This window comes from Nitratidesulfovibrio sp. 1201_IL3209 (assembly GCF_036763125.1).
Taxonomy (GTDB): domain Bacteria; phylum Desulfobacterota; class Desulfovibrionia; order Desulfovibrionales; family Desulfovibrionaceae; genus Cupidesulfovibrio.
In genome coordinates, this window is sequence record NZ_JBAIYT010000010.1 from 14,501 (window position 1) to 41,245 (window position 26,745).

General features: G+C 69.7%; 21 protein-coding genes and 2 riboswitches. Of the genes, 12 read left to right on the forward strand and 9 right to left on the reverse strand.

The genetic code is table 11. From position 1 onward, the window contains the following. The first annotated feature begins 5 nt into the window (after positions 1 to 5). Complete coding sequence (locus V6B97_RS06815) at positions 6 to 926, forward strand: TIGR02117 family protein (protein ID WP_333505745.1); 921 nt, start codon at positions 6 to 8, stop codon at positions 924 to 926. 525 nt (positions 927 to 1,451) lie between these two features. Next, positions 1,452 to 1,548, reverse strand: a riboswitch (glycine riboswitch). 3 nt (positions 1,549 to 1,551) lie between these two features. Further along, positions 1,552 to 1,642, reverse strand: a riboswitch (glycine riboswitch). A 154-nt stretch (positions 1,643 to 1,796) separates the two neighbouring features. Here V6B97_RS06815 and V6B97_RS06820 read toward each other — a convergent pair. After that, entirely contained in the window at positions 1,797 to 4,148 is a 2,352-nt protein-coding gene (locus tag V6B97_RS06820; protein ID WP_333505746.1) for a thioredoxin domain-containing protein, read from the reverse strand. Between the two features lie 553 nt (positions 4,149 to 4,701). Between V6B97_RS06820 and V6B97_RS06825 the strand changes: the two genes are divergently transcribed. Beyond that, a complete protein-coding gene (locus tag V6B97_RS06825; RefSeq protein ID WP_333505747.1) occupies positions 4,702 to 6,813 on the forward strand; it encodes a sensor domain-containing diguanylate cyclase in 2,112 nt (703 codons plus the stop codon). Positions 6,814 to 6,954: 141 nt separating this feature from the next. Here the strand turns inward: V6B97_RS06825 and tgt are convergent, their stop codons facing one another. Together tgt and purT are read right to left on the reverse strand one after the other, a co-directional pair. Then, positions 6,955 to 8,091 (reverse strand): tRNA guanosine(34) transglycosylase Tgt, encoded by a 1,137-nt coding sequence (gene tgt, locus V6B97_RS06830; RefSeq protein WP_333505810.1) that lies wholly within the window; start codon positions 8,089 to 8,091, stop codon positions 6,955 to 6,957. Between the two features lie 157 nt (positions 8,092 to 8,248). Continuing rightward, positions 8,249 to 9,430 (reverse strand): formate-dependent phosphoribosylglycinamide formyltransferase, encoded by a 1,182-nt coding sequence (gene purT, locus V6B97_RS06835; RefSeq protein WP_333505748.1) that lies wholly within the window; start codon positions 9,428 to 9,430, stop codon positions 8,249 to 8,251. Positions 9,431 to 9,778: 348 nt separating this feature from the next. On the opposite strand from purT, the gene V6B97_RS06840 reads away from it, so the two are divergent. Next, positions 9,779 to 10,183 (forward strand): response regulator, encoded by a 405-nt coding sequence (locus V6B97_RS06840; RefSeq protein WP_333505749.1) that lies wholly within the window; start codon positions 9,779 to 9,781, stop codon positions 10,181 to 10,183. A 251-nt stretch (positions 10,184 to 10,434) separates the two neighbouring features. Here the strand turns inward: V6B97_RS06840 and V6B97_RS06845 are convergent, their stop codons facing one another. From V6B97_RS06845 to V6B97_RS06870, 6 genes are all read right to left on the reverse strand, one after another. Then, positions 10,435 to 11,151, reverse strand: a complete 717-nt coding sequence (locus V6B97_RS06845; protein WP_333505750.1) for an ABC transporter ATP-binding protein — start codon at positions 11,149 to 11,151, stop codon at positions 10,435 to 10,437. Between the two features lie 275 nt (positions 11,152 to 11,426). Further along, a complete protein-coding gene (locus V6B97_RS06850) occupies positions 11,427 to 12,194 on the reverse strand; it encodes an ABC transporter ATP-binding protein (RefSeq protein ID WP_333505751.1) in 768 nt (255 codons plus the stop codon). Further along, entirely contained in the window at positions 12,191 to 13,186 is a 996-nt protein-coding gene (locus tag V6B97_RS06855; protein ID WP_333505752.1) for a branched-chain amino acid ABC transporter permease, read from the reverse strand. The genes V6B97_RS06850 and V6B97_RS06855 overlap by 4 nt, the downstream gene beginning before the upstream one ends. After that, complete coding sequence (locus tag V6B97_RS06860) at positions 13,183 to 14,088, reverse strand: branched-chain amino acid ABC transporter permease (protein WP_333505753.1); 906 nt, start codon at positions 14,086 to 14,088, stop codon at positions 13,183 to 13,185. The genes V6B97_RS06855 and V6B97_RS06860 overlap by 4 nt, the downstream gene beginning before the upstream one ends. A 278-nt stretch (positions 14,089 to 14,366) precedes the next feature. Then, complete coding sequence (locus V6B97_RS06865; protein ID WP_333505754.1) at positions 14,367 to 15,494, reverse strand: branched-chain amino acid ABC transporter substrate-binding protein; 1,128 nt, start codon at positions 15,492 to 15,494, stop codon at positions 14,367 to 14,369. Between the two features lie 330 nt (positions 15,495 to 15,824). Beyond that, positions 15,825 to 16,421 (reverse strand): hypothetical protein, encoded by a 597-nt coding sequence (locus tag V6B97_RS06870; RefSeq protein ID WP_333505755.1) that lies wholly within the window; start codon positions 16,419 to 16,421, stop codon positions 15,825 to 15,827. Positions 16,422 to 16,655: 234 nt separating this feature from the next. On the opposite strand from V6B97_RS06870, the gene V6B97_RS06875 reads away from it, so the two are divergent. The 9 genes from V6B97_RS06875 to V6B97_RS06915 all read left to right on the forward strand — a co-directional run bounded on the left by V6B97_RS06875 (position 16,656) and on the right by V6B97_RS06915 (position 26,716). Continuing rightward, positions 16,656 to 17,351, forward strand: coding sequence for a tetratricopeptide repeat protein (locus V6B97_RS06875; protein ID WP_333505756.1), 696 nt, complete (start codon positions 16,656 to 16,658; stop codon positions 17,349 to 17,351). Positions 17,352 to 17,710: 359 nt separating this feature from the next. Then, a complete protein-coding gene (locus V6B97_RS06880; protein ID WP_333505757.1) occupies positions 17,711 to 19,237 on the forward strand; it encodes a sigma-54-dependent transcriptional regulator in 1,527 nt (508 codons plus the stop codon). Positions 19,238 to 19,734: 497 nt separating this feature from the next. Beyond that, complete coding sequence (locus V6B97_RS06885) at positions 19,735 to 19,908, forward strand: Flp family type IVb pilin (protein ID WP_333505758.1); 174 nt, start codon at positions 19,735 to 19,737, stop codon at positions 19,906 to 19,908. A 214-nt stretch (positions 19,909 to 20,122) separates the two neighbouring features. Further along, positions 20,123 to 20,713 carry a prepilin peptidase gene (locus V6B97_RS06890; protein WP_333505759.1) on the forward strand — a complete coding sequence of 197 codons (591 nt, stop codon included), beginning with the start codon at positions 20,123 to 20,125 and terminating at the stop codon, positions 20,711 to 20,713. 12 nt (positions 20,714 to 20,725) lie between these two features. Further along, entirely contained in the window at positions 20,726 to 21,550 is an 825-nt protein-coding gene (cpaB, locus tag V6B97_RS06895; protein ID WP_333505760.1) for a Flp pilus assembly protein CpaB, read from the forward strand. Then, complete coding sequence (locus tag V6B97_RS06900) at positions 21,547 to 23,025, forward strand: type II and III secretion system protein family protein (protein ID WP_333505761.1); 1,479 nt, start codon at positions 21,547 to 21,549, stop codon at positions 23,023 to 23,025. The genes cpaB and V6B97_RS06900 overlap by 4 nt, the downstream gene beginning before the upstream one ends. Continuing rightward, a complete protein-coding gene (locus V6B97_RS06905; protein ID WP_333505762.1) occupies positions 23,022 to 23,330 on the forward strand; it encodes a hypothetical protein in 309 nt (102 codons plus the stop codon). The genes V6B97_RS06900 and V6B97_RS06905 overlap by 4 nt, the downstream gene beginning before the upstream one ends. 12 nt (positions 23,331 to 23,342) lie before the next feature. After that, complete coding sequence (locus tag V6B97_RS06910) at positions 23,343 to 24,803, forward strand: response regulator (RefSeq protein WP_333505763.1); 1,461 nt, start codon at positions 23,343 to 23,345, stop codon at positions 24,801 to 24,803. Between the two features lie 2 nt (positions 24,804 to 24,805). Continuing rightward, on the forward strand, positions 24,806 to 26,716 hold the full coding sequence (locus V6B97_RS06915) for an ATPase, T2SS/T4P/T4SS family (protein ID WP_442935470.1): 1,911 nt from the start codon (positions 24,806 to 24,808) through the stop codon (positions 26,714 to 26,716). The last annotated feature ends 29 nt before the right edge of the window (positions 26,717 to 26,745 follow it).

Below are 26,745 nucleotides of genomic sequence, written 5' to 3' on the forward strand. Positions count from 1 at the left end.
GCACCATGCCCTTCACGCGCCCTTCGCACCGTCGCCAGCCGTCCGGATCGCCCCGCCACCCCGTGCGTAGGGCGCTGGCGTGGACGGCGCGCGGCCTGGCCCTGCTGGTGCTGGGATACGTGCTGGCCGTGGCCGTGCTGGGCGCGGTGCCCCGGCCCACGGACAGGCTTTCGCTGCCTGCGTGCTGCCTGGCCACCAGCGCTGCCCGCGTGGTCGAGGCGGAACGGGACGGCCCGAATGCACCGGATGCATCGGACGCGCCGGATGGACCGGACAGGCTCGGTGGAGCCGGGGGGAACGCGGCGGAAGACACCGCGCAGGAAGCGCCCCTCGTGACCATCCATGTGATCAGCAACGGAGTGCATGCGGACATCGTGCTGCCCGCGCGGGTACAGGGGGAACCGGGGCTGGCGGAAGCGCTGGGACTGGACGGCGACACGGACGGCGCGCCCGCCCTGTCCCCCCATGCCCATCTGGCCGTCGGCTGGGGCGCGCGGGAATTCTACCTGACCACGCCCGCCTGGGACCAGGTGCGTCCCGGCGTGGCCCTGCGAGCGCTGGCCTGGGCGCCAGCCGCCCTGCACGTGGACGTGATGCCGGGACCGCCCCTGCCCGACGCGGACACCCGGACCCTGCACCTTTCGCGGCAGGGTTACCGGAACCTCGTGGCCTTCGTGGCCGCCAGCCTGTCCCGCGACGCGGCGGGGCGGCCCGTGCCCATCGCCGACACGCAGCAAGGCAACTGTGTGGGCTACGGGGCGGGCTACGGGCCGGGCAGCCTGTTCTTTGAAGCCACCGGCCGCTTCAGCCCGGTGCGCACGTGCAACACCTGGGCGGCCGAGGCGCTGGCCACCACCGGGGCCCGCACCCCGGTGTGGACGCCCCTGCCCCAGTTCGTGCTGCACCACCTGCCCCCGGCGCAGTGACGCGCCGGCGCGCCTTTCACTCCCCTAACACGGCGACAGGCCGAAGGGACCGCCCCTCCGGCCTGCGACCACATGACTCGCCCAGGAGACAGGGCGTTGCCAACTTCGCGTTGCGGACATGCCGCGCGACGGCGACCTGACGGACGTGCCGCGCGGCGGCGACTTAACGGACGTGCCGCGCGGCGGCAGCAGGGCCGCCGCGCGCACGTTCCGCCACGCAGGATTCCGGCACGCATTCGTGACGAACCCATGCGGCGAAGCGAATGCGCGACGTTCCCGACACGGGTGTACGGGCACCAGGGCGTCGGAAAGCATGGCGGATTCGCCTGCCGGGAAAGCCGGTGTGGAAGCGGAGGACGGCAGCCCGCGCGGGGCGGGGGTTGCCTTGGGGGCACGGTGGGTGTCCGGCGGCCCCCGGCGCCGGGCCCGATCGCAAGGGATCGGCCTGGCGGGCCGGGTCGCGGGCGGGAGCCGCCTGCGCGCCGGGCGCTGGCGGTCGCATGCCGACCGGAGTCACGCGTGGCACTCTGTCCTTTTACCTGAGAGTTTCGCCACCCCGGTTCCCTGCGAGGACATGGGCGGTTTGCTCCTTCGGTGCTCCACTGATGGAGGCTCTCCAGAGGCTCGTCGGGCAGCAGTCCTTTCGCCTGAAAGATTCACTTCGTCGGCGCCCCATGCCGTTTGCCGCCGGCTGAGGTCTCTCCTGCTGTCGTCATCCGAAACCAAGCGTGAATGGGGGTGTATCCGGTTGCCGGGGGAAACGCAAGCACTCTCGTAACACACTGGCATTCCCCGCAAAACATACCGTTTATACAAACAATCGCCGCCCGTTCCGCGCGGGCATGGCGCAAACCTGCATGCCTGCCCGCGCTACCCCTGCGCCAGCGGCCGCACGGCCAGCAGCCGTTCCTTCAGTTCCCCCGGATCGGTGATGGGGGCCGAGCAGGCGTAGTTCTCGCACAGCCAGGCCGTGGCGCGGTCCTCCACCGGGGCGAGATGCGCGGTGAACGGCACCAGCGCGGCCAGGTCGCGCGCGTTGTCGCTCGTCCGCAGGTGCAGCACCGTGGTGGGGGCGTAGGTGCCGCGCACGGCGGCCAGCATGGCCTCGGTGTCCGGCTGGTCCGGCTCGCCCGCCACGATCACCGACCGCCCGCCACTGAGCGCGAAGTCCACCCCGCACAGGAACATGGTGGACCCGATGGGATGGTGGCGCACCTGCGTGGCGAAGGCGCGCAGCACGCCCCGCGCCCGTTCGCCGTATTCCGGCCGCCCCAGCAGCAGCGCCAGGCGCAGCAGGTTGAACAGCGAGGCGGCGTTGCCCGAGGGCAGCGCGCCGTCGTGCCCTTCCTTGCGGCGCACCAGCAGGGCGTCGCCGTCGGCCGGGGTCATCCAGTAGCCGCCGCCCTCGGGATCGTGGAAGAAGGTGTCCTGCACCTCCTGCAGGCGCAGGGCGCGGCGCAGCCAGCGCACCTCGCCGGTGGCGCCGTACAGTTCGACGAGCCCCCAGACCATGAAGGCGTAGTCGTCCAGCAGGCCGGGCACGGCGGCCTCGCCGTCGCGCCAGCGGTGCAGCAGACGCCCTTCCGGGGTGGACATGCGCGACAGCACGAAGTCCGCGGCGGTGGCGGCGGCCTCCGCCAGGTGCGGCGCGTCGAAGGCCTGGGCGCAGCGCGACATGGCGGCGATGGCCAGGCCGTTCCAGTCGGCCAGCACCTTGTCGTCCAGGTGGGGGCGCGGCCGCCGCGCGCGCAGGTCGAACAGCGCGGCGCGGGCCGCCTCCAGGCGTTCTTCCACCTCGCGCTGGGGCAGGCCCAGGTCGCGCGCGAGGTCGCCGGGGGTGCGGGGCAGGTGCAGGATGTTGCGGCCGGTGCGGCTGCGGGTGGCCTCGTCCTCGTAGTTGCCGTAGGCCGTGCAGCCGAAGGCCCGGGCCGCCAGGTCCGCGTCGGAAATGTGGGCCGGGTCCGCGTCGGAGGCGGGATCGTCCCCCACGACATTCCCCACGACATTCCCCACATCGAGCGGGGCGCAGGCTTCCTCGATGTCCGCCAGGGTGAAGGTGTAGAACAGCCCTTCGCCACGCGCGCCGTCCAATTCGCTGTCGGCGTCCTCGGCGCTGTAGAAGGCCCCCTCGGGCGAGGTCAGGTCGCGCAGGACGTAGGCGGCGGTCTCTTCCGCCGTGCGGCGGAACTCGCCGTCGCCGGTGGCCAGCCACGCCTCGGCGTAGGCCAGCATCAGCATGGCCTGGTCGTAGAGCATCTTCTCGAAGTGGGGCAGCAGCCAGCGGGCGTCGGTGGAGTAGCGGTGAAAACCGTAGCCCACGTGGTCGTGGATGCCGCCGCGCCGGATGGCCCGCAGGGTCTGCGCGGCCATGCGCAGGGCCTTGGCCCCCGCGGGCTCGGCCGCCGCCTGAGAGGGGACGGCCTGGGACAGCCCCGTCTGCCCGGCGGCGTAGCCGTTGCGGCGCGCCCAGCGCAGCAGGAACAGCAGGTTGTGCGGCGAAGGAAACTTGGGCGCCGCGCCGAAGCCGCCGTTGGCCTCGTCGAATTCCGAGGCCATGGCCTCGCAGGCGGCGTGCAGGGTGCCCGCGCCGGGCAGGCGGCCGTCGGCGGGCGGGCGCAGCATGGCCTCCGCATGGCGGCGCACGTGCTCCACGATGCTGTCGGCGGAATCCAGCACTTCGCCGCGCTTGTCGCGCCACACGGACAGCACGCGCGGCACCAGGTCCATCAGCCCGATGCGGCCGGGCCGCGAATGCTTGGGCAGGTAGGTGGCGGCGAAGAAGGGCCGCCCGTCGGGCAGGGCGATGATGGTCAGCGGCCAGCCGCCGGTGCCGGTCAGCATCTGGCAGGCGGCCATGTAGGCGGCGTCGATGTCGGGGCGCTCCTCGCGGTCCACCTTGACGCACACGAAGGCGTCGTTGAGCAGGCGGGCCACCTCGTCGTCCTCGAACGACTCGTGCGCCATGACGTGACACCAGTGGCAGGTGGAGTACCCGATGCTGACGAACAGCGGCCGGTCCTCGGCGCGGGCGCGTTGCAGGGCCTCGTCGCCCCACGGGTGCCAGTGCACGGGGTTGTCCGCGTGCTGGAGCAGGTACGGGCTCTTGGATTCGGACAGGCGGTTGGCCCGGAACTGACCGGAACCGGCGTCGGTTCCGGGACCGGAGGCGGCCGAACGGGCGGAGACGCCGGGCGTGTCGGACTTTCCGGAGAGGTCGGACATGGCATACCCCTTGCCCCATTGGGGTGTCGCGGGCGGTGAACGGCCGTGACGGTGCACGGCCCCGGCACCGGGCCGCCCGCCGCGCGGGCGCCCCGCTCCCCTCCCGAAGGCGCACACCGGCCGGGTTTTCCATGGCCCGCGGCAGCAGGCCACTGCATGTACCCGACCTTATGCATGCCCTATCAGACTCGCGCCATGCGGGCAACGTGGCTGTACAAAAAGAAAAGGCCCGCGACGGGCCTCGTCAAGGGGGCAAGGCGGAATCGTGGAGACAGGGGCGGCCGGAACGGCGCCACCGCCGGGCCGGGCATCCGGTGTCCGCCACTTTCCGCCCCCGGCCACGTGTGCCTCCGATGCCCCCGATGCCCCGGACGCCCCCGATGCCCCCGGATATCCCCGGATGCCCCCGGATATCCCCGGATGCCCCCCGGATACCCTTGTCCGCCGCCGTTCGTGCGGCGCTTGCGGCACGGCGCTCCATCCTGTAAGTTTCCGCAACCTTCGGCCATGCTCTGACCGTGCGCCCGCCCTCCCTCCGGGCGCGAGGACCGCCATGCGGGTCTTCCCCCTGCGGCAACGCCTGTTGCTCCTCCTCGCCATCCTCTCGTCCCTGACGCTGGTCGCGCTGGGGACGTTCGCCTACGTGCGCGCCAAGAACATCATGCTGCACGGGGCCGAATCGGCCATGGCCCTCCAGGCCGACACCCTGGCCAACGTCATCGTCAGCCAGTACGCCGGGGAATACGCCCGCGCCGTGGCCGGCTTGCGCCAGGACCCGCGCGTGGTGGCCTGCCTTGCCGGGCGCCCCTACGACCGGGAAGGGCTGCTGGCCAGCTGGTCCAGCTTCCTGCGGCTGCGATCCGAGGCGTTCTTCGTCTATTTCGCGGACCTGTCGGGACGCGTCCATGCCATCCAGCCCCTGCGCGAACTGCCGCCCGACTTCGACGCACGCACGCGCCCATGGTTCCGCAGGGCCATGGAACACCCCGGCGTGGTGGGCTGGTCCGCCCCGTACACCGAATTCATCACCGGCAAGACCGTGGTCAGCACCGTGGCCACCGTGGACGCCCCGGTAGGCGGCAAGCCCCTGGGCGTGCTTGGCCTGGACATTACCGCCGACGGGCTGCGGAACATCCTTTCCGGCGTGGCCCTGCCCTCGGGCAGCGGCCTGCTGGTGCTCACCGCCGACGGCCAACCGGTCACCGCCACCGGGCTGGGGGCCGCGCTGGCCGACCGAGTGGACGCCACCCCCCTGCGCAACCTGGCGCGCGGCACCTACACCGCCCACGCGCCCCCCGGAAACGGTCACGCCATGGGCGGCACCATCGGCGACAACGCGGGCAACGGCGCCACCTACCTGGACGTGGACGGCGAGCGGGTGCTGGCCGCCGTGCGCGCCGTGCCCGGCCCCGGCTGGCGGCTGGTGCTGCTGGTGCCGCAGGAGGAACTGCTGCGCGCCGTGGACCCCATCCGCCACGGCACCGTCCTCGCCATCGGCGGCATGCTCACCCTGTTCGCCGTGCTGTTCGCCACGGCCACCGTGGGGGCGTCCGGCCGGGTGGGCCAGCTTGCCGAGTACATGCGCAGCGTGGCGCACGGCGACTTCACCGTGCGCAACCTGTTTTCCGGCCGCGATGAATTCGGCGCGCTGAACCGCCACCTGAACGAACTGGTCATGGCCCGCCGCGACGCGGAGGCCGCCCTGCGCGACGCGGAGCGCCAGCACCGCGAACTGGTGGAAAACGCGCCCATCGGCATCTTCCGCACCACCTGGGACGGCGCCATCCTGGTGCTGAACCAGCACGGGGCCGCGCTGCTGGGCTTCCGCGACGTGGCCCACGCCCGCGCCCTGCTGGACGATTCCGTCATCCCCCTGCACGTCGAGCCCATGGACCGCCAGGCCATGCTGGACGACCTGGCCGCCGGAGAGGTGGTGACCGGCCAGCGGTTGCGCTGGTACCGGCGGGGGGGCGAGGCCATCTGGATATCGCTGTACGCCCGGCGCACCGGCACGACCGGGACTCCCGAGGTGGAAGGCTTCTTCCTGGACGTGACCGGCCAGGTGGAAGACACCATGCGCCTGGAACAGCTGGCCACCACCGACGAACTGACCGGCGTGTCCAACCGCCGCCACTTCATGGCCCGGCTGGAGGACGAGGCCACGCGCTCGCAGCGCTACGGCCGCCCGCTCTCGGTGCTGCTGCTGGACGCCGACCACTTCAAGGCCGTCAACGACACCTGGGGGCACGAGGCGGGCGACATGGTGCTGCGCCACATCACCGACGTGATGGGGCTGTCCCTGCGCGAGAACGACCTTATCGGCCGCCTGGGAGGCGAGGAATTCGGCGTGCTGCTGCCGGAAACGGCGCTGGACCGCGCCCTGCGCACGGCGGAACGCATCCGCGCCGCCGTGGAGGACGCCCCGGTGGCCGTGCGCGATGCCTGGGTGGGCTGCACCGTCAGCGTGGGCGCGGCGGAATACCGGGGCGCCAACGATACGCTGGACGACCTGATTCGCCGCGCCGACCAGATGCTGATGCGCGCCAAGGAGGGCGGCCGCAACCGGGTGTGCGCCCCGCAGGCCACGCCCACCTGCCCGGACGGTACTGACAGGGATGGGACGGGCAGGGACGGCGCGTCCGGGGACGGGACGGGAACTGCCTAGCCGCGCGAAACCGCCAGCCGCATGTACCAACAGAAAGGGGCCGCCACCATGTCGTGACGGCCCCGTATGGTTCCGGGATGTCGTTCCGGGATGCGGGTGGGCCTGCGCGGCGGCGATGCCGCCACGTCTTCCTGCCGGAAGTTACGCCACCACTTCCTCGGGGTAGATCGCCTCGAATCCCGCCTTGTACGCGGCAAAGCGCCCCTCGGCGATGGCCGCGCGCGCGCCGCGCACCACGTCCAGGAAATAGGTCAGGTTGTGCACCGAGTTCAGGCGGAAGGCCAGCAGTTCCTTGGCCACGTACAGGTGGCGCAGGTAGGCGCGCGAGAAGGTGCGGCAGGCGTAGCAGTTGCACGCCGGGTCCAGCGGGCCGTCGTCCTCCGCGAATTCCCTGCGCTTGATGTTGATCTTGCCCAGCGAGGTGTACAGCGTGCCGTTGCGCGCGTTGCGGGTGGGCAGCACGCAGTCGAACATGTCCACCCCGGCGGCAATGCCGTTGACGATGTCCAGCGGTGTGCCCACGCCCATCAGGTAGCGCGGCTTGTCCGCGGGCAGCATGGGCGCGCAATGGTAGAGAATGTCCATCATCTCCGGCTTGGATTCGCCCACCGAAAGCCCGCCCAGCGCGAAGCCGTCGAAGTCGATTCCGGTCAGTTCGCCGATGGAGCGCTCGCGCAGGTCCTTGAAGAACCCGCCCTGGGTGATGCCGAACAGCAGGTTGCCCGCCGCGCCCTTGGGGTAGGCGTCGCGGCAGCGTTGCGCCCAGCGGGTGGTGAGGGCCAGCGACTTCTCGGTGTACGGCCTGTCCGCGCCGTAGGGCACGCACTCGTCCAGCACCATCATGATGTCGGAATTCAGGTTGCGCTGGATGGACACTACCTTCTCGGGGGTGAACAGGTGCTTCGACCCGTCGAGGTGCGAGCGGAACTCCACCCCCTCCTCGGTGATCTTGCGCAGGGCCGACAGGCTGAACACCTGAAAGCCGCCGCTGTCCGTCAGGATGGGCTTCTTCCAGGCATTGAAGCCGTGCAGGCCGCCGCGCCGGGCCACCAGTTCGTCGCCGGGGCGCAGGTACAGGTGGTAGGTGTTGCCGAGGATGATCTCGGCCCCGATGGCGTCCAGGTCGTCGGGGGCCACGGCCTTCACGCTGCCCACGGTGCCCACGGGCATGAAGATGGGCGTGCGCACCGGGCCGTGGGCGGTGTGCAGCACGCCGGTGCGGGCCGCGCCGTCGGTGGCGTGGATGCGGAAGGCGCCGGGGGTTTCGGCAGGGGCCATGGCGGTGGAAATTTCGGTCTGGTTCGGCATGGCGCGCACCATAGCGGCGGGATGCGCGTTTGAAAAGGGGGGGAACGCACGGCCTGCGCTCCCGCCCGCCACGCAAAACGCCCGCCCCGGCATTCCGGAGCGGGCGCTGGGCGCGTCGGGAATGCGGCTACAGTTCCACCCGCACGGCGGCGGCAGCGCGGCGGGCCTTGTCACGGGCTTCCTCGATGGTTCCGCCAAGGGCCAGGGCCACGCCCATGCGGCGCTTGCCGTGCACCTCGGGTTTGCCGAACAGGCACAGCCCGGTGTCCGGCTCGGCCAGGGCGGCCTCGATGCCATGATAGCTGGGCGACGTGCTGTCGCCCTCGGCCAGCACCACGCACGAGGCGGCCGGTCCGTTCTGGCGCAGAGCGGGCACGGGCAGCCCCAGAATGGCGCGGGCATGCAGGGCGAATTCGCTGAGGTTCTGCGAAATCAGCGTCACCAGCCCGGTGTCGTGGGGGCGGGGCGAAACCTCGCTGAAGCAGACCATGTCGCCCTTGATGAACAGTTCCACCCCGAAGATGCCCCACCCGCCAAGGGCGCCGGTGACGGCCTCGGCCATGCGCCGGGCCTCGGCCAGGGCGGCCTGGCTCATGGGCTGGGGCTGCCACGATTCGCGGTAGTCGCCTTCCTTCTGCAAATGCCCGATGGGGTCGCAGAAGGTGGTGCCGCCCGCGTGGCGCACGGTAAGCTGGGTGATCTCGTAGTCGAAGTCCACGAAGCCTTCCACGATGACCTTGCCGCCGCCCGCGCGGCCGCCGGTCTGGGCATACTCCCAGGCCTTCATGACCTCGGCCTCGGCGCGCACGGTGCTCTGCCCCTTGCCGGACGAACTCATCACCGGCTTGACCACGCAGGGCAGGCCCACGGCGGCCACGGCCTCGCGGTATTCCGCCTCGGTGGCGGCAAAGCGGTAGGGCGAGGTGGGCAGGCCCAGTTCTTCCGCCGCCAGACGGCGGATGCCCTCGCGGTCCATGGTCAGGCGGGCGGCGCGGGCCGTGGGCACCACGCGAAAGCCTTCCTTTTCCAGTTCCAGCAGGGTTTCGGTGGCGATGGCCTCGATCTCGGGCACGATGCAGTGGGGGCGTTCCGCCTCGATGATCCGGCGCAGGGCCGCGCCGTCCAGCATGGACACCACGTGGCTGCGGTGGGCCACCTGCATGGCGGGCGCATCGGGATAGCGGTCCACGGCCACCACCTCCACGCCGAGGCGCATGGCCTCGATGGCCACTTCGCGGCCCAGTTCGCCGGAGCCGAGCAGCAGGATGCGGGTTGCGGAGGGGGTGTTGGGGGTGCCGATGGTGACCATGTGCTGCTCCTGCGCCGCGTGGGCATGCTGATGATGAGGGGGAAGGCCGTGCCGACCGCACGGATGTGCCATGCCCGCAATTCCAGCGCAAGGGAGCGAAGGGTACAGTCACTACCGCTCCGGGCTCCATCCGCACGCACCGCGATGCGCCGCGCCGCCACCGGAATGATGCACCCACTCCTGCCGGTACATGCGGCGCCACTTCACCCCACCTTGCGGCTACGGGCATCCTTGCGCTATGCATGAAACGTGGTGGGTGAACCGCCGCCACTGCAACACCAGACCGCCGCATGCGTCCGGCACCCCTATTCGGCGCGCCGGGAACCGGCCCGCTTCCCGGAGTTCTGGATGACCACCGCCCCCGACCGCCCGCTGCCGCCCGCCACGGTGCTCATCGTCGATGACGCCGCCCCCAACCGCGCCCTGCTGCTGCTTCTGCTGCGCGACACGCCGTTGCGCTGCATGGAGGCCGATTCCGGCAGCGCGGCGCTGCGCATCTTTCGCGAACACCCCGTGGACCTGGTGCTGATGGACGTGGTGATGCCCGACATGGACGGCACGGACACCGTGCGCGCCATGCGCGAGGAAGAACGCCTGCTGGGCCGCCGCCCGGTGCCCATCGTGGCCCTGACCGCCCACGACGGCCACGAGGACATGCGCCGCTGCGCCGACGCGGGCTGCAACGGCCTGCTCACCAAACCCATCACCCGCCAGGACCTCATGGCCACCATCGCCGCCCATCTGGCGGGGTGAGAGCGCGAATCCTTCAAGCGAACAAAAAGGCACACCGACTCCGGTGTGCCTTTTTGTTCGCTTCATCGCCACGCGGTTCCAGGCGGCACGCTGCGGCACCCTAGAGGTGATGTCGGCACAAGGAGAATTTTTGTTCTCTGCCGAGGAAGAACGCCTTTTCGTGGAGGGAGTGTACTCTTATCGTACTCGACCGGAACGAAAAGGCGTTCTGACGAAGGCAGAGGACAAAAAGACCCTTGTGGCGGCATCACCTAATGGCCGGAGCCGCCAAGGTAGGCATCCTGCACATCCGTATTGGCCAGCAGGCTCGCCGCCGCATCCTCCATGACCACCCGGCCCACCTCCAGCACGTAGCCGCGCGTGGCCAGTTTCAGCGCGGCGCGGGCGTTCTGCTCCACCAGCACCACGGTCATGCCGGTCTTGTTGATGGCGCGCACGGTCTCGAAGATGGACTTGACCAAGATGGGGGCCAGCCCCAGTGAGGGCTCGTCCAGCAGCAGCACCTTGGGGTCGCCCATGAGCGCGCGGCCGATGGCCAGCATCTGCTGCTCGCCGCCGGACAGGGTGCCCGCAAGCTGGTCCTTGCGTTCCAGCAGGCGGGGGAACAGCTCGAAGATCCAGTCCCGCGTCTTGCGGATGCGGGCCTTGTCGTTGCTGGTGAAGGCGCCCAGGTTCAGGTTTTCGAGCACGGTCAGGGTGCCGAACACCCGCCGCCCCTCGGGCGACTGGGTGATGCCCTCGCGCACCACGGCGTGGCTGGGCATCTCGTGCAGGGCCTTGCCCTTGAAGTAGACGCCGCCCTGGCTGGGCCGCACCAGCCCGCTGATGGACATCAGCGTGGTGGTCTTGCCCGCGCCGTTGGCGCCAAGGATGGTCACGATCTCGCCTTCGTCCACGTGCACGTTGATGCCGTGCAGGGCTTCGACGTTGCCGTATTTCACATGCAGGTCGCGCAATTCCAGAAACATCGTCTCTCCCGGTACCCGTTAAAGCCGAGGCTCGCAGGGGTGGCATGTTCCGGCAATTCAGTTGTCGTTCATCTGTCCGGGTGGCTGCAACCGCCATTTCCGGGCTGGTGACCGTGTCGCTTGCGCGACATGGAATCGGCTCCCGAAAGAGGATTTTTGTTCTCTGGCAAGGAAGGCGAGTCCCGGGCGGAGGGAGCATATTCTTTCATATTCGACCTTCGCACGGGACGAGCCTGACGCAGCCAGAGGGCAAAAGGACCTTTCGGGGGCCGATTCTAATCGTCCGTATCCGCGCCAAGATACGCCTCGATCACGCGCGGATCGTCCTTGATGGCCGCGGGCACCCCCTCGGCCAGCAGCGCCCCGTATTCCAGCACCACCAGTTTTTCGCACACCTTCATGACCAGGCTCATGTCGTGCTCGATGAGCAACACGGTGATGCCCCGGTCGCGGATGGCGCGGATGGTGTCGATGAGCGCCGCCGTCTCCTGGTCGTTCATGCCCCCGGCGGGCTCGTCCAGAATGATGAAGCGCGGGTCGGTGGCCAGGGCGCGGGCGATCTCCAGCAGCCGCTGGTTGCCGTAGGACAGGTTCTTGGCCAGGTTGGCGTGCTCGTCGGCCAGCCCCACGAATTCCAGTTCGCGCGTGGCGCGCAGCAGGGCGCGGCTTTCCTCGGCGCGCTGGGCCGGGGTGCGCAGCATGGCCGCCAGCATCCCCGACTGCATGCGACAGTGGCAGCCCGCCAGCGCGTTCTCGATGACCGACATGTTCTGGAACAGCCGGATGGTCTGGAACGTGCGCGCGATGCCCTGCTGCACGATGCGGTGGGTGGGCAGCCCCTTGATGGTGCGGCCGTCGAAGAAGATGTCGCCGGAATCGGGCTTGTAGTTGCCGGTGATCAGGTTGAACACCGTGGTCTTGCCCGCCCCGTTGGGGCCGATGAGCCCGACGATGGACCCTTCGGCCACGTCGAACGTCACGTTGTTCACGGCTACCAGCCCGCCGAAGGTCTTGGTCAGGTTGCGCAGCGCGAGCAGGCTCATGCCCCACCCCCCGCCTGTGCGGCGGCCGCGTCGCCGCCCTTGCCGGTGATGCAGCGGATGCGTTCGGGCAGTTTGTAGAAACGCGGCAGGGGCGGCAGCATGCCCTGCGGCCGGAAGATCATCATCACCACCATGGCCAGGCCGAAGGCCAGCATGCGGGCGCTGGCGAATTCGCGGAAGAATTCCGGCAGCCCGATGAGCAGGAACGCCCCCAGCAGCACGCCCCGGTTGGAGCCGCCGCCCAGGATGACGATGGCGAAAAGCACCACCGATTCCCAGAACGAGAACGATTCCGGAGAGATGATGGTCATCTTGGCCGCGTAGATGGTGCCGGTCATGCCCGCCCAGAAGGCGCCCAGCACGAAGGCCCACAGCTTGTACGAGGCGGTGTTCACCCCGCTGCCCTCGGCGGCGGTGTCGTCTTCCTTGATATAGTTGAGGGCGCGGCCGAAGCGCGAATTCTCCAGCCTGCGGAACAGCAGGATGGAACACGCCACGTACGCCCAGACCAGGTAGTAGAAGTGGATGGGCTTGGCGATCCTGAACCCGAACACCGTCGGCCGCGAGATGCCGAAGATGCCGTTGGCCCCGCCGGTGAGCCCGAACACGTTGTTGATCAGCGCGATGCGCACGATCTCGACGATGCCGATGGTCACGATGAGCAGGTAGTCGCCGCGCAGGTGGATGATGGGCCGCGCCACCAGCATGGCGAACAGCGCGGCGGCCAGCCCGGCGAAGGGCATGGCCCACAGCACCGGCACGCCCCACATGGTGTTGGCGATGGCCGTCACGTAGGCGCCCACGGCGTAGAACGCCGCGTGGCCCATGTGGAACAGCCCGGCCTGGCCCAGGATGATGTTCAGCGAAAGGGCCAGCACGGAATACAGGCCGATGCTGACGAACACGTCGGTCCAGTAGGGGTTCAGCAGCAGGGGCAGCACCGCCACCACCACCGCGATGCCCGCGTAGCTCGTGGTGCGCGACACCGTCATATCTTGTCGGCCACCCTTTCGCCGAGCAGGCCCGTGGGCCGGATGATCAGGATGAGAATGAGCACCAGGAAGGCGATGGCGTCCTTCCATGCGATGGAGATGTAAGCCGAGCCCAGGGCCTCGATGACGCCCAGCAGAAGGCCGCCCACCATGGCGCCGGGTATGTTGCCGATGCCGCCCAGGATGGCGGCGGTGAAGGCTTTGAGGCCGTAGACCCAGCCCATGGTGAAGTCCACCTGGCCGTAGTACAGGCCCACCATCACCCCGGCCACGCCGCCCAGCGCCGGGCCGATCATGAACACCAGCGAGATGACCCGGTTCACGTCGATGCCCATGAGCTTGGCCGCGCCCTGGTCGATGGCCGTGGCCCGGATGGCCGTGCCGATGCGGGTGCGCTGGGTGAACCAGTACAAGGCCAGCATCAGCCCCACCGAGGCGGCGATCATCATGATGCGCACCAGCGGCACGTCGATGCCCATGATGGACAGCACGTAGCTGGGCCGGATGCCGCCGGGGTAGACCTGGATCTTGGCCCCGTAGATGAGCATGACCGCGTTCTGGAAGAAGATGGAGGAGCCCAGCGCCGAGACCACGGCGGACAGGCGGCTGGAGCCGCGCAGGGGGCGGTAGGCCACCCGTTCGAGCAGGTAGCCGATCAGCGCCACGAACCCCATGACCATGACCAGCACCAGCAGCACCGCCCCGGGCCCGGACACCGCGCCCGACAGGCCGAAGGCGGTGAACAGCGTGAAGCCGAAATAGGCCCCGATGGTGAACAGGTCGCCATGCGCGAAATTTATGAGTTTGAGCACACCATAGACCATGGTGTAGCCCAGCGCGATGAGCGCGTAGATGCCCCCCACCGCAAGGCCGTTGGTCAACTGCTGAAAGAATTCTTCCATACGCGTTCCTGTGCTTCTTCTCCCCGCGCCGCCTGCCCTGCCGCCTGATACGGCGAATGATAGGGCGGATGATACGGGCGGTGCGGCGCGAAACGCGGACCCCGGTAAGGGTCCGCCTGCGGATGGGGCGGCGTGCGCCCCGGTACGGCCTTGCGACCGGCGATTTCGTCGTCCCGCCGCCCGTGCCCGCCCCTGCGCGGGGCAATGGGGCGGCGGTGAAACGGGGCGGGCGGCAGCGCCCGCCCCGTCGTGCATGCCATGTCGGCTGCGTGCGGCTGCTAGGGCTGCAAGATGAATTCGCCGTTGGCGTTCACTTCGTACACCCGGTACAGGTCGCCCACGCGGTCGCCCTTCTCGTTGAACGAGATCTGGCCGGTGAAGCCGGGGTAGTTCTTCAGCTTGGTCTTCAGGTAGTCGGCGATGGCGGCCGAATCGGCCTTGCCGGTGGACTTCACGGCCTCGACGATGACGTTGAACGCGTCACCGGCCAGCACGGACCACACGGAGCCGGGCACGCCGTTGTACTTGGCCTTGTAGGCGGCCAGCATGGCCTTGGCGGCCGGGGCGTCCAGGTCCTGCGGGCCGGGAGGGCTGAGGAAGAAGTAGCCCTTGGCCGCTTCCTTGCCGGAGATCTTCACCAGGTCGGCGTGGTTGGCGGCGTCGCCGCCCATCATGGGCACGTTCCACTTCATTTCCATCTTCTGGCGCAGCAGCATGCCCACTTCGGGGTAGTAGCCGGTGCAGAAGATGATGTCGGGGCCCGCGGCCTTCAGCTTGGTGAGGATGGTGGTGTAGTCGCGCTCGCCGGGGGTGAGGGCGTCGTAGAACACGATCTTGGTGCCTTCCTTGTCCAGCAGCGCCTTGGTCTCGTCGGCCAGGCCCTTGGCGTAGGACGAGTTGTCGTGCAGCAGCGCCACGGCCTTGTAGCCCTTGGCCTTGATGACCTTGGCGGCCACCATGCCCTGCTCGTCGTCGCGCGGGGCGGTGCGCAGGAAGCGCTTCAGGCCCTTTTCGGTCAGGCGCACGGCGGTGGAGCCGGTGGCGATCTGCACCACGCCCGCTTCGTCGTAGATGCTCTGGGAGGCTTCGGTGACCGCCGAGCCGTAGGTGCCGATGGCGGCGACGACGCCCGAGGTGGTCAGCTTCTGGGCGGCCAGGGCCGCGGTGCGCGGGTCGCCGCCGTCGTCTTCGACGATCAGTTCGACCTTGTTGCCGTTGACGCCGCCAGCCTTGTTCAGTTCATCGGCGAGCAGGGTGACGATGTTGCGCATGTCCTGCCCTTCGCTGGCCCACTTGCCGGTCAGGGGGCACATCAGGCCGATCTTCACCGGCGCCGCAAAGGCCGTGGCGGCCATGAGCAGCGAAGCGGCAAGTGCGAGCGTCAGCGCCTTTACAACGTGTTTCATGTCGAAACCTCCCGGGAACCCGCGGATCCCTCGCTAGACTGTTTCCCCGATACCTTTTCCTCGCCTCTTCGCATGGTGCGACACGACGGGCGGCAGGCCCGCCGTGGTACCGTCCCGGTGGATGGACATTATTGTCAACGTTATTGTCAACACGAATGGGCAGGCCGCGTCTGATGCGGGCCGCTAACGACATTTTGCGGAAAAAGCCGAAGAAAAGCAATCCCTCTGACACGATAACTGTGCGTCATGCCAATTCCTGCCCCATAACGCCGCAGGCGATACCGGATGAGACCGCTACACGCGATCACCTCATGACGGCACAGCAGGCGATCAACGCATGACGACGCAGCAGGCGTCTGGCGTCTCCCGGCCGGGGGCGTAGACCAGTTCGGGGCGCTTCAGCAGCACGCCGCCGCAGCCGGGGCGCTTCCAGGTGGCCAGCCAGCGGGCCACGCGGGTGTCCGTCTTCATGGCCGGGGTATGCTCGTGGGGCACCGGGCGCACGTGGGGCACCCGGTGTTCCAGTCGGCAGAACAGGTCGGCCAGCAGGTTCACCTGCCGCCACACAGGTAGATCGGGATGGATCAGGTCGTAAATGCGATAATGGGCGGCACCGTCCTGCCCCCGCAGCAGGGTGCCGTCCATGGAGACGGGAACGGCGGCGGATGCGCCCCCCGCCAGCGCGGCGTCCACGGCATCGCGCAGCACGGCCAGTTCCCCGGCCAGGGCGTCCAGACCCTCCACGACCGCGCCCGCCTCGTCCACGAATTCCCGCGTGCCGCCGTCCCACAGCAGGCGCGGCCCCAGATAGCGCATGCAGTGGAACAGCCCGCCAAGGCTGCCGCCGCAGTGTCGGCGAAAGGCCTCGATGTCGGCGCCGACGATCATGGGGCGAAGGGCGCTGCGCGCCATGCGGCCAAGCTGCATGCGAAACTCCTGTGGAAAGCGGTTACGCCGCTGCCGCGCACCGGGCGGACACGCGGAACCGGATGAAGGCCCGACGGAGCCGGACGGGGCCGGGCAAGAACGGACGACCGCTCCGGCCGGCACGCGGCAGGACGGACCGGACACACACCTACCCCACCGTCCCGAGATGCGGCAACCCCTTGCGCCGCGGCGGCCCGATATGCCATGTCCCGTGAAATTACTCCGGAGGCCCTCATGCACGCTCCCCGCCCGCTCGCCGCGCTCCGCCGGTCTGTCCTCTCTTCTCCGTTCCGCCGCGCCCTGTCGGCCGTCGTGCTCGCGGCTGCCCTGCCGCTGATTCCGCCCGCCTTCTCCTGCATGGCCGCGACCACGGCCAACCAGGAAAACGCAATGCCGTCCGCCGGGGCGGGCCAGGCCGCCCCTTCGCTTTCCCCGGCTGGCGAACAGCTGGCAAGGCTCACCGCCCAGGCGGAATCGGGCGACCCGCGCGCCCAACTGCAACTGGGCCTGCTGCACGAGGAAGGACGCGGCGTGCCGAAGGACCTGCGCCGCGCCGAAACCCTGTACCGGCAGGCCGTCTCCAAGGGGCACCCCGACGCCATGAACCAGTTGGCCGTGCTCATCGACAGCGGCCGGGCAGGCACCGCCGACCTCGGCGAGGCGGCGCGCCTGTTCCGCAAGGCCGCCGAAAAGGGCAACGCCCTCGCCGCCTACAACCTTGGCCTGATGCTGCGCGAAGGCCGGGGCACCCGCAAGGACTGGCCCCAGGCCGCCTACTGGCTGACCTGCGCCGACGTGCTGGGCGAACCGCGCGCCATGAAGGACCTGCCGCCCCTGCTGCGCCAGCTTTCGCCCGACCAGCGCAAGGCGCTCAACCAGCGGCTGGTGAAGTCGCCCCTGCCCCCGCGCGTGAAGCAGGCCGGAAGCTAGCCGGGGGACAGCGCCGGGCGGCCCGGCACACCGCCGCCATCCCCTTCCCCAAGGCGATATCCGGACTGTGCCCGGACGGCCGCCCCGTCCGCGCCGCGCGCCCACGGCGCGCACAACACCCGCACGCACAAGGACATATCCCCGCACCGAAGTCAGGATGGACGGACAGACGTGCAAATCTAAGCATTTGCCCTCCCCGGCGGACCGTTGTACCCTTGCGCGGTCCGCGCGGCATGCGGCCTCGCCACCGCGCCCCCGGACAGCACAAACCCGACGACATACCCCCGGACATCGCGCCGTGGCATCGCGCCATGGCGTCCGTCCGGCCCATCCACCGGCATCCGGACGGGCGGCAACGCATGAGCGGCCACATCCTGCTGATCGAAGACGACACCGCCTTCCAGTCCATGCTGCGCGAGGCGCTGGAAGAACGCGGCCACCGCGTCACCGTGGCCGGGCGCGCCGAGGACGGCATCGCCCTGCTGCGCGGCGGCGGCTTCGATCTTGTGCTGTCCGACGTGATGCTGCCCGGCATGTCCGGGGTGGAGGCCATCCCCCACCTGCTCTCAGCCGCGCCGGGCACCGACATCATCGTCATGACCGCCTACTCCACGCGCGAACTGGCGCTGGAGGCGGTGAAGCTGGGCGCCTACGACGTGTTCTCCAAGCCCTTCAGCCTGAAGGAAATGGACATCGTCATCCGCCGGGCCATGGAAAAGCGCAGGTTGCAGGCGGAAATCGCCGCCCTGCGCGACTCGCTGCGCCGCGACGGCCCGGCCAGCCGCATCATCGGGGAAAGCCGGGCCATCATGGAGGTCAAGGCGCTCATCGAAAAGGTGGCCCCGCTGGACACCACCGTGCTGATCATGGGCGAATCGGGCACCGGCAAGGAACTGGCCTCGGACACCATCCGGGCGCTGTCGCCCCGCGCGGCCGCCCCCTTCGTGAAGGTGAACTGCGCGGCCATCCCCGAGCATCTTTTCGAGAACGAACTCTTCGGCCACGAGAAGGGCGCGTTCACCGGCGCGGCAACGTCCCAGCCCGGCAAGTTCGAACTGGCCCAGGGCGGCACCCTGCTGCTGGACGAAATCGGCGACATGCCCCTGGCCATCCAGCCCAAGCTGCTGCGGGTGGTGGAGCAGAAGCAGGTGGAACGCCTGGGCGGGCGCAGGCCCGTCTCGCTGGACGTGCGGCTCATCGCCGCCACCAACCAGAACCTGGCCGACCGGGTGCGCGAAAGGGCCTTCCGCGAAGACCTGTACTACCGCCTGGGCGTGGCCGTGGTGCACCTGCCCCCGCTGCGCAGCCGCAGGGAGGATATCCCCCTGCTGGCCCAGCACGTGGTGCGGCGGCTGCAGGGCACCCTGGGCCTGCCCGTGCACGGGCTGACCCCGGCGGCCGTGGCCGCCCTGTGCGACTACGACTGGCCGGGCAACGTGCGCCAACTGGCCAACGTCATCGAACGCGCGGCCATCGCCGCCGAAGGTCCCATCGACGCCCCCGACGTGGACCGCGCCCTGGGCCGCGCGCCGGGCGACCACGCCGACGGGACCGCGTGCTGCTCCGTCCCCGCATCGGGTGACATGGACCCGGCCGATGCCGCGCCCCATGTCGGGGAGAACGCCTGCGACTCGCCAGCCGTGCCGCCCGCCGGGGCATCCGCCCCCCACGCCTTTGCGGGCGCGGCCCTCACCGGCCCCATCGACCTGCGCGAAACCATGCGCATGGTCGAACGCAACCTGCTGCTGGACGCCCTGCGCCGCTCCGAAGGCCGCCAGACCGAGGCCGCCGTGCTGCTGGGCCTGACCCCCAAGAACCTGTGGGCCAAGCTGCAAAAGTACGGCATCAAGCCGCGCAACGGATTGCCCCTGATCCAGGAATCCTAGATTTTCCTCCGCCGCGCCCCGCATCCGCGCGGCCCCCTGCACATTCCATCCCCCGCCACGTTTCGCGGCTTCCCCCCGTCGCCCCCCCGCGCCCCCGTCGCCCCATGTCCGCACTTGCGCGGGCCACCTCCACGCCCTTGCGGCCTGCGCCGGTTCACTCCAAGAATCCTAGATTGGCGTGCAACCCGCTTGGGCCACCGGGTTTCTCCTCCCGGTCCCCGCGCCCGCCACCGCCGCGCGCACCCTTCCGCCATTCCCACTCTACGATTCGTGGATTCCTCTCCACCATCCCGCCCCCATATCCCGCCCGCTCCGCCCCGGTATCACCCGTTCTAACAGTCCGTTTCGAGCCGTGTGAAAAAAAATTTCGCATTGTTTCAGAATGTTGTGCCGTATTACGTTCTGCATGACGCTGCTTGGCACGCGGGTTGCTGAATGGGAGTCAACAACGGCCCCCCGGCCTCCAAACATTTTCTTCACACCCAAGGAGATCAATCATGTTCAAGACCATCGCCACCCTGATACGCGACGAAGAAGGCGCCACCGCTCTCGAATACGGCCTCATCGCCGCCCTCATCGCCGCCGTTATCGTCGGCGCCGTCACCGCCCTCGGCACCAAGGTCAGTTCCACGTTCTCGTTCATCGAAGGCAAGATGCCCAACGTCCAGTAAAGGGCGACGAACGGCGAAAGGGATCTCCCGCCTGCGCCACACCCGAAGGGGCCGGGGAAACATCCCCGGCCCCTTCGTCATCAAGGTTCCGCGCCTGACGGCGAAGAATCGACCCGAACCGACACGCCCCCCGCCAGGGCAGTCCGCCCGGAAACGGCGACACCCCGTTTCCCCGGCAGTCACCGGTCCCACCCGGTCACCAGAGGAGAGCCCCATGCACCCCATCCTTGCAGCCCCCCTCGCCGCCGTGCTGCTGGTGGCCGTAGTCACCGACCTGCGCGCCATGCGCATTCCCAACTGGCTGACCTTTCCCGCCATGCTGGCGGGCGTCGCGTGCAACGCGGCGCTGGGCGCGCATGCGGGCGGCCTTGCCGGGGCATGGGACGGCCTGCTCTTCTCCCTGTCCGGCTTCGGCCTTGGCCTCGGCCTGATGCTGATCCCCTTCCTGCTGCGGGTCATGGGCGCGGGCGACGTGAAGCTGCTGGCCGCCGCCGGGGCATTCCTTGGGGCAGAAACCGTGTTCCGGGCTTTCATCTGGACCAGCCTGGCGGGCGGCATATACGCCATCGGCGTGCTGGCCTTCCACCTGCCGCAGTTGCGCGCGGTGCTGCGCTCGCTGCGCGTCTCGGTGGAATTGCTGGCCGTCACCGGCCGCTTCGACTACGTGCCCGCCACCGCCAACGCCCGCCTGCCCCGGTTGTGCTACGGCGTGGCCATCGCGCTGGGCACCGGCCTCGCCATGAGCCAGGCCGTCTTTCCTTCGGCCATGTCCGCGCTGCTGCCCGCCTGGGCCGCCATTCTGTAGGGGGGTGCCGTCATGCGCGCCTCCTCCCTGATCCAGATTTCCCTCGCGCTGGTGCTGGCCCTGGTGGCCGGGGTGCTGGTGTTCCGGTTCATGCAGGTGAACCGCGCCGTCGCCCCCCAGGTGGCCACCCCCGAGCAGGTCGAACTGGTGGTGGCCGCCGCCGACGTGCCGCGCGGCGCCAAGCTGAAGGCCGAACAGTTCAAGACGGCCCCCTTCCTGAAGTCCAGCGCCCCCTCCGGCGCCTTTTCCAAGGACGCCATGCCCGTGGGCCGGGTGCTTTCCGCCGCCGTGGCCGCCGGTGAACCCATCACCGAAGCCCGCCTGGTGCAGGACGGCGAGGCGCACGGAGGCGTCAGCACGCTGATCGCCCCCGGCATGCGCGCCGTGGCCGTGAAGGGCAACAAGGTGCTGGGCCTGGCCGGGTTCATCCGCCCCGGCAACCGCGTGGACGTGCTGGTGACCCTGGACGACGAAAGCCGCGAGAAGGCCAAGTCGCGCACCAAGCTGGTGCTGGAAAACGTGCGCGTGCTGGCCACCGGCACCGAACTGAAGCAGGAAGGCGACGACACCTCCACCTCGTCGGTGGACGTGTACACCCTGGAAATCTCCCCCCAGCAGGCCGAACCGCTATCCCTGGCCGCCTCGCGCGGCGAGTTGCACTTCGCCCTGCGCAACCCCGCCGACGACGGCCAGGTGCTGACCCCCGGCACCGACGTGCCCGGCACCCTGGCCCTGCTGACCAGCACCCCCGAAGGCAAGCCGGTTCCCAAGGTGCGCGAGACCAAGGTGGAGATGATCTCCGGCACCGAACGTTCAACGCTGAGGTTCCCGCAATGAGCCGCCCCGCCCCCCTTCCCCGCGCGGCGGCCGCCTCCGCCTGCCGCCCCCTCGTCTTCCGCGCCCTGCTGGCCGCCGTGCTGGTTCTGGCCGCCGCCACCCAGGCCCTGGCCGACGCAGCGCCCCAAGCCGTGCCGCTGGCCGTGGGCAAGTCCATGGTGGTGCGCACCGCGCAGCCCGCGGCCCGCGTTTCCGTGGCGGACGAAGCCATCGCGGGCGTGGTGGTGCTGTCGCCCCAGCAGGTCTACGTCACCGGCAAGAAGCCGGGCGGCACCACCCTCACCCTGTGGAACGCGGCCGGGGCCATCACCCAGGTCTACGACATCCAGGTCACCCCGGACCTTGCCCAGTTGAAGGAAATGCTGCACCGCGTCCTGCCCGACGAAAAGGACATCATGGTCATGGCCGTGGGCGAGTCCATCACCCTGGCGGGCACCGTGCGCAGCAGCGCGGGCATGGCCACCGCCCTGGACATGGCCAAGATGTACGCCCCGGACAAGGTGACCAACCTCATGCAGGTGGGCGGCGTGCACCAGGTGATGCTGGAAGTGAAGGTGGCCGAGATGCGCAAGTCGGTGCTGCAACGCCTGGGCATCGACCTGACCTACGCCTGGAACAACGATTTCGCCTTCACCATGCTCAACCAGTTGTTCACCCTGGACAACCAGAAGGGCGTGGTGGACGTGGGCCCCAGCGCGGCCGTGCCCAGCAGCAACGTGAACGGCATGTTCCGCATCACCTCGGGCCAGGTGAACCTGATGGGCTTCCTGGACGTGCTGAAGCAGAACGGCCTGGTCAAGGTGCTGGCCGAACCCACGCTGATCTGCCGCAGCGGCGAGAACGCCGACTTCCTGGCCGGGGGCGAGATCCCCATCCCCGTGCCGCAGGGCCTGGGCACCGTGGCCATCGAGTACAAGAAGTACGGCGTGACCCTGGCCTTCACCCCCACGGTGGTCTCGGACAAACTGATCAGCATGCGGGTGAACCCGGAAGTGTCGGAACTGGACTACTCCAACGTCATCGAAATCAACGGGTTCACCATTCCGGCCATCTCCACCCGGCGCGCCGCCACCACCGTGGAACTGGCCGACGGCCAGAGCTTTGCCGTGGCGGGCCTGTTGCGCGACGAAGTGCGCGAGAACATCAAGAAATACCCGGTGCTGGGCGACGTGCCTCTTCTGGGAACCCTGTTCCGTTCCAGCAACTGGCAGAAGAGCGAGACCGAACTGGTCATCATCGTCACCCCGCGCCTGGCCAAGCCGCTGGACGGCGCCACGGCCAAGCTGCCCACCGACGGCTTCCGCGAGCCCACGGAATTCGAATTCTTCCTGCAGGGCAAGATGGAGGGCGAGGCCCCGGCCATCACCGCCCCCGCCGCCTACGCCCCGGCCACCGGCTCGGGCAACGCCCCGTCCGGCATGGAGGGCGAATTCGGGCACGTGCTGCCCGGCCACGCCCAAGGAGGCAGGCAATGATCATCCGCAACCGGATCATGCCGCTGGCCCCGCTGCTGGCCCCGCTGCTGGCCCTGACGATCGTGACGTCCCTGGCGGGCTGCGCCGGGCCGTCCAGGGAATCGCCCATGTCCGAATGGACCTTCACCCAGGGCGAGGCCTTTCGCGCCCAGCGCGACGCCCAGACCCTGAACCCCGGCCCGGCGGGCGACGACCCCGTGGTCGGCCTGGACGGCCGCGTGACCGAACGCGCCATGAAGAATATGCGCGACGGCGAGAAGAAGGCCGACGGAAGCAACACCGTCCGCTTCAAGATCGGCAAGTAGCAAGAGGCCGCCATGAACATCGCCCATCCCGTCTGCCTCGTCACCAAGCGCCTCGCCACGCGCGAGGAACTCACCCGCGTCCTCGCCCGGCAGGATGGTTTCCGCCTTGTCTCCCCCGGTGAAGCCGACGACCTCGGCCTGGTCATCCTGGAACTGGGAGAAGACATGGAGGACGATTTCGAATCCATCGCCTCGCTGGTGTCCGACCCGCGCGTGGGCGAGGTGTTCGTGGCCTCGCGCCAGAAGGATCCCGACCTGATCATCCGCGCCATGCGCGCCGGGGTCAGCGAATTCCTGTCCCAGCCGTTCCGCTCGGACGAAGTGCTGGCCGCACTGGAAGGCTACACGCGCCGCCGCCGCACCGCCCGCGCCGCAAGCCCTGCGGCCGCCCCGGCGGCGGGTGGCCGGATCATCCACGTCATGGGCGCCAAGGGCGGCGTGGGCGCCACCACCGTGGCCGTGAACCTGGCCGTGCTGGCCGCGCGTTCCCTGTCCGGCAAGATGCCCGGCGACGACGCGGCGAAATCCGGCAAGGGACTTCACGGACTGAACGGACTGGGCGGACGCAACGGCGCCGCCGCGCGCGACATGCAGGACATGGGCGGCATGGCCCTGGCCAGCGGCGGCCCGGCAGCCTTCGCGCCCGCCGCGCTGCCGCTGGCGGCGCTCATGGACATGCGCCTGCCCCAGGGCGACGTGCCCCTGTTCCTGGACATGGAATATTCCCGCACCTGGGCCGACGGCGCGCGCAACCTGGGCAGGCTGGACGCCACCTTCCTGCGCAGCCTGGCCGAACGGCACGCCAGCGGCTTGGAGGTATTCGCCTCGCCCGACGCGGGCGACGATCTGGACGCCATCAGCCCGCGCGCCGTGAAGGCCGTGCTGGACCTGGCCCGCGCCCTGTACGCCGTCACCGTGGTGGACGGCGGCCCCTACGCCGACGAACTGGCCCTGGTCTCCATGCAGGAGGCGGAAACCATCCTGCTGGTCACCGACCTGGCCCTGCCCGCCCTGGCGGGCGCCCGCCGCCTGCTGGACGACGTGGCCGCCGTCGCGCCGTCCGTGGCCGCGCGCATCCAACTGGTGGTCAACCGCATGTCGGCCCAGGCCGGGGTGGACCTGACCGAGGCCGAACGGCTGCTGGAACGCAAGGTGTTCGCCACCGTGGGCGACGACTACGGCGCGGCCGTGGCCGCCATCAACCAGGGCGTGCCCCTGTGCGAGGCCGCGCCCCGCTCGGTGGCGGCCCGTTCGCTGGCAAAACTGGCTGAACGCCTGGCCCCCGCCGCTCCCGCCTCCGGTAATGGCGGCGCCGCCCCCGGCATGAAGGCGGGCGGCCTGTTCGCCCGGCTGCTGCACCGCAAGGGCCACGACACGCACGAGCCCAATCGGCGTGAATCGGGACGGGAGCCGGGCCGCGAACGCGACGGCCTGCTGCCGCACGGCGCCCTGCTGCAAGGCGCAAGGGGGTAGCCATGAGACTGGCCGAACGACTGATGCGCACCACGCGGCGGCAGCCCGCCCCCGTCCCCGCCCTGACGCTGGACCCCGTGGCGCCGGCCGCCGCCCATGCGGACGCCACCCATGCGGAGGGCACTCACGCGGACGCCGACGCCTACGGCCGCCTCCAGCGCGAACTGGATGGCCTGGACCGCGACGCCGCCCCCGCGCGCGAACCGCAGGCGCCGCGCCTGGGCGCCTCGGGCCTCAACGCCCGCAGCCATCTTTTCCCCAACGGGGCCGCTGCCGCGCCCGGCCTGCCAAATCTGACGGATAGTTCCGCAGGGTCCGATCTGTCCGCCCCCCTGAGCGGGACAGACGGGCTGGACGAAACCGGCGAGGCTCCCATCCCGCGCGTGCCGGTCAACGCCGCCACCCTGTTCCGCGCCCCGCGCCCCGAAGCCGCGCCGGTGTCCGAACCCGCAGCGGCCCCCGCGCCCCGGGGGGAACCCCGCGCCGACGCCTCCGAAGCACAGGGCGCCCAGCAGGCGGCCGAAACCCAGTCCGTTCAGGCCGCCCAGCCCGGCAAGGCCCGGCCCATGGCCCGGCCCTCCGCCCGGCCCGCCCACGCCGAGCAGGTCTGCGACGTGACCACCCTGACCCTGCACGGCGACCACTACTACGAAATCCGCGCCCGGTTGCAGGACCGCCTGCTGGACATGATGGACCTGGCCGCCGCCGAATCGCTGCCGCCCGACCGCCTGGCCGCCGAAATCGCCCGGCTGGTGGAAAAGCTGCTGCGCGAGGAGTTCCGCCAGGCCCCCCTCAACGCCCAGGAACAGCGCCGGATCGTCGAGGACATCCGCGACGAGGTCATGGGCCTCGGCCCGCTGGAACCCCTGCTGCGCGACCCCACGGTCAACGACATCCTCGTCAACAACCACCGCATGGTCTACGTGGAGCGGCGCGGCAAGCTGCTGAAGGTCAACACCCGCTTCCTGGACGACGACCACCTGCGCAAGATCATCGACCGCATCGTGGCCCGCATCGGCCGCCGCGTGGACGAGGCCTCGCCCATGGTGGACGCCCGCCTGGCCGACGGTTCGCGCGTCAACGCCATCATCCCGCCGCTGGCCCTGGACGGCCCCAGCCTGTCCATCCGCCGCTTTTCCAAGGACCCGCTGGAACTGGAAGACCTGATCCGCTTCGGCGCGCTGACCCCGGAAATGGGCGAAGTGCTGCGCGGCATCGTCAAGGCGCGGCTGAACATCATCGTTTCCGGCGGCACCGGCTCGGGCAAGACCACCATGCTCAACTGCCTGTCGCGCTTCGTGCCGCACGACGAACGCATCGTGACCATCGAGGACGCGGCGGAACTGCAACTCAAGCAGGACCACGTGGTGCGGCTGGAAACCCGGCCCGCCAACATCGAGGGCCACGGCGAGGTCACCGCGCGCGACCTGGTCAAGAACTGCCTGCGCATGCGGCCCGACCGCATCATCGTGGGCGAAGTGCGCAGCGGCGAAGTACTGGACATGCTCCAGGCCATGAACACCGGCCACGACGGCTCGCTGACCACCATCCACGCCAACTCCCCGCGCGACTGCCTGATGCGCCTGGAAACCATGGTGGCCATGGCCGGGCTGAACATCGGCACCCTGTCGCTGAAGCGGTACATCTCGTCCGCCGTGGACGTGATCATCCAGGTCTCGCGCCTGGCCGACGGCTCGCGCAAGATGACCAGCCTTTCGGAACTCACCGGCATGGAGGGCGAGGCCATCACCATGCAGGACATCTTCACCTTCGAACAGACCGGCGTGGACGGGGACGGCAAGGTGCAGGGGCGGTTCCGCTCCGGCGGCATCCGGCCGCGCTTCGCCCCGCGCCTGGCCGCCATGGGCATCGAACTCGGCGGCGCGCTGTTCGACCCCAGCCTGTCGCAGTAGGCGCGGCAGCCTGAACGGAAAGGGATTTC

Bases quoted from the DNA above. Each gene is read 5' to 3' on its own strand.
- V6B97_RS06815 (WP_333505745.1), top strand. From the start codon at position 6: ATGCCCTTCACGCGCCCTTCGCACCGTCGCCAGCCGTCCGGATCGCCC.
- V6B97_RS06905 (WP_333505762.1), top strand. From the start codon at position 23,022: ATGATCATCCGCAACCGGATCATGCCGCTGGCCCCGCTGCTGGCCCCG.
- purT (WP_333505748.1), bottom strand. From the start codon at position 9,430: ATGGTCACCATCGGCACCCCCAACACCCCCTCCGCAACCCGCATCCTG.
- V6B97_RS06865 (WP_333505754.1), bottom strand. From the start codon at position 15,494: ATGAAACACGTTGTAAAGGCGCTGACGCTCGCACTTGCCGCTTCGCTG.
- tgt (WP_333505810.1), bottom strand. From the start codon at position 8,091: ATGGCCCCTGCCGAAACCCCCGGCGCCTTCCGCATCCACGCCACCGAC.
- V6B97_RS06880 (WP_333505757.1), top strand. From the start codon at position 17,711: ATGAGCGGCCACATCCTGCTGATCGAAGACGACACCGCCTTCCAGTCC.
- V6B97_RS06850 (WP_333505751.1), bottom strand. From the start codon at position 12,194: ATGAGCCTGCTCGCGCTGCGCAACCTGACCAAGACCTTCGGCGGGCTG.
- V6B97_RS06875 (WP_333505756.1), top strand. From the start codon at position 16,656: ATGCACGCTCCCCGCCCGCTCGCCGCGCTCCGCCGGTCTGTCCTCTCT.
- V6B97_RS06885 (WP_333505758.1), top strand. From the start codon at position 19,735: ATGTTCAAGACCATCGCCACCCTGATACGCGACGAAGAAGGCGCCACC.
- V6B97_RS06840 (WP_333505749.1), top strand. From the start codon at position 9,779: ATGACCACCGCCCCCGACCGCCCGCTGCCGCCCGCCACGGTGCTCATC.
- V6B97_RS06890 (WP_333505759.1), top strand. From the start codon at position 20,123: ATGCACCCCATCCTTGCAGCCCCCCTCGCCGCCGTGCTGCTGGTGGCC.
- V6B97_RS06860 (WP_333505753.1), bottom strand. From the start codon at position 14,088: ATGGAAGAATTCTTTCAGCAGTTGACCAACGGCCTTGCGGTGGGGGGC.
- V6B97_RS06870 (WP_333505755.1), bottom strand. From the start codon at position 16,421: ATGCAGCTTGGCCGCATGGCGCGCAGCGCCCTTCGCCCCATGATCGTC.
- V6B97_RS06910 (WP_333505763.1), top strand. From the start codon at position 23,343: ATGAACATCGCCCATCCCGTCTGCCTCGTCACCAAGCGCCTCGCCACG.
- cpaB (WP_333505760.1), top strand. From the start codon at position 20,726: ATGCGCGCCTCCTCCCTGATCCAGATTTCCCTCGCGCTGGTGCTGGCC.
- V6B97_RS06900 (WP_333505761.1), top strand. From the start codon at position 21,547: ATGAGCCGCCCCGCCCCCCTTCCCCGCGCGGCGGCCGCCTCCGCCTGC.
- V6B97_RS06825 (WP_333505747.1), top strand. From the start codon at position 4,702: ATGCGGGTCTTCCCCCTGCGGCAACGCCTGTTGCTCCTCCTCGCCATC.
- V6B97_RS06845 (WP_333505750.1), bottom strand. From the start codon at position 11,151: ATGTTTCTGGAATTGCGCGACCTGCATGTGAAATACGGCAACGTCGAA.
- V6B97_RS06915 (WP_442935470.1), top strand. From the start codon at position 24,806: ATGAGACTGGCCGAACGACTGATGCGCACCACGCGGCGGCAGCCCGCC.
- V6B97_RS06820 (WP_333505746.1), bottom strand. From the start codon at position 4,148: ATGTCCGACCTCTCCGGAAAGTCCGACACGCCCGGCGTCTCCGCCCGT.
- V6B97_RS06855 (WP_333505752.1), bottom strand. From the start codon at position 13,186: ATGACGGTGTCGCGCACCACGAGCTACGCGGGCATCGCGGTGGTGGTG.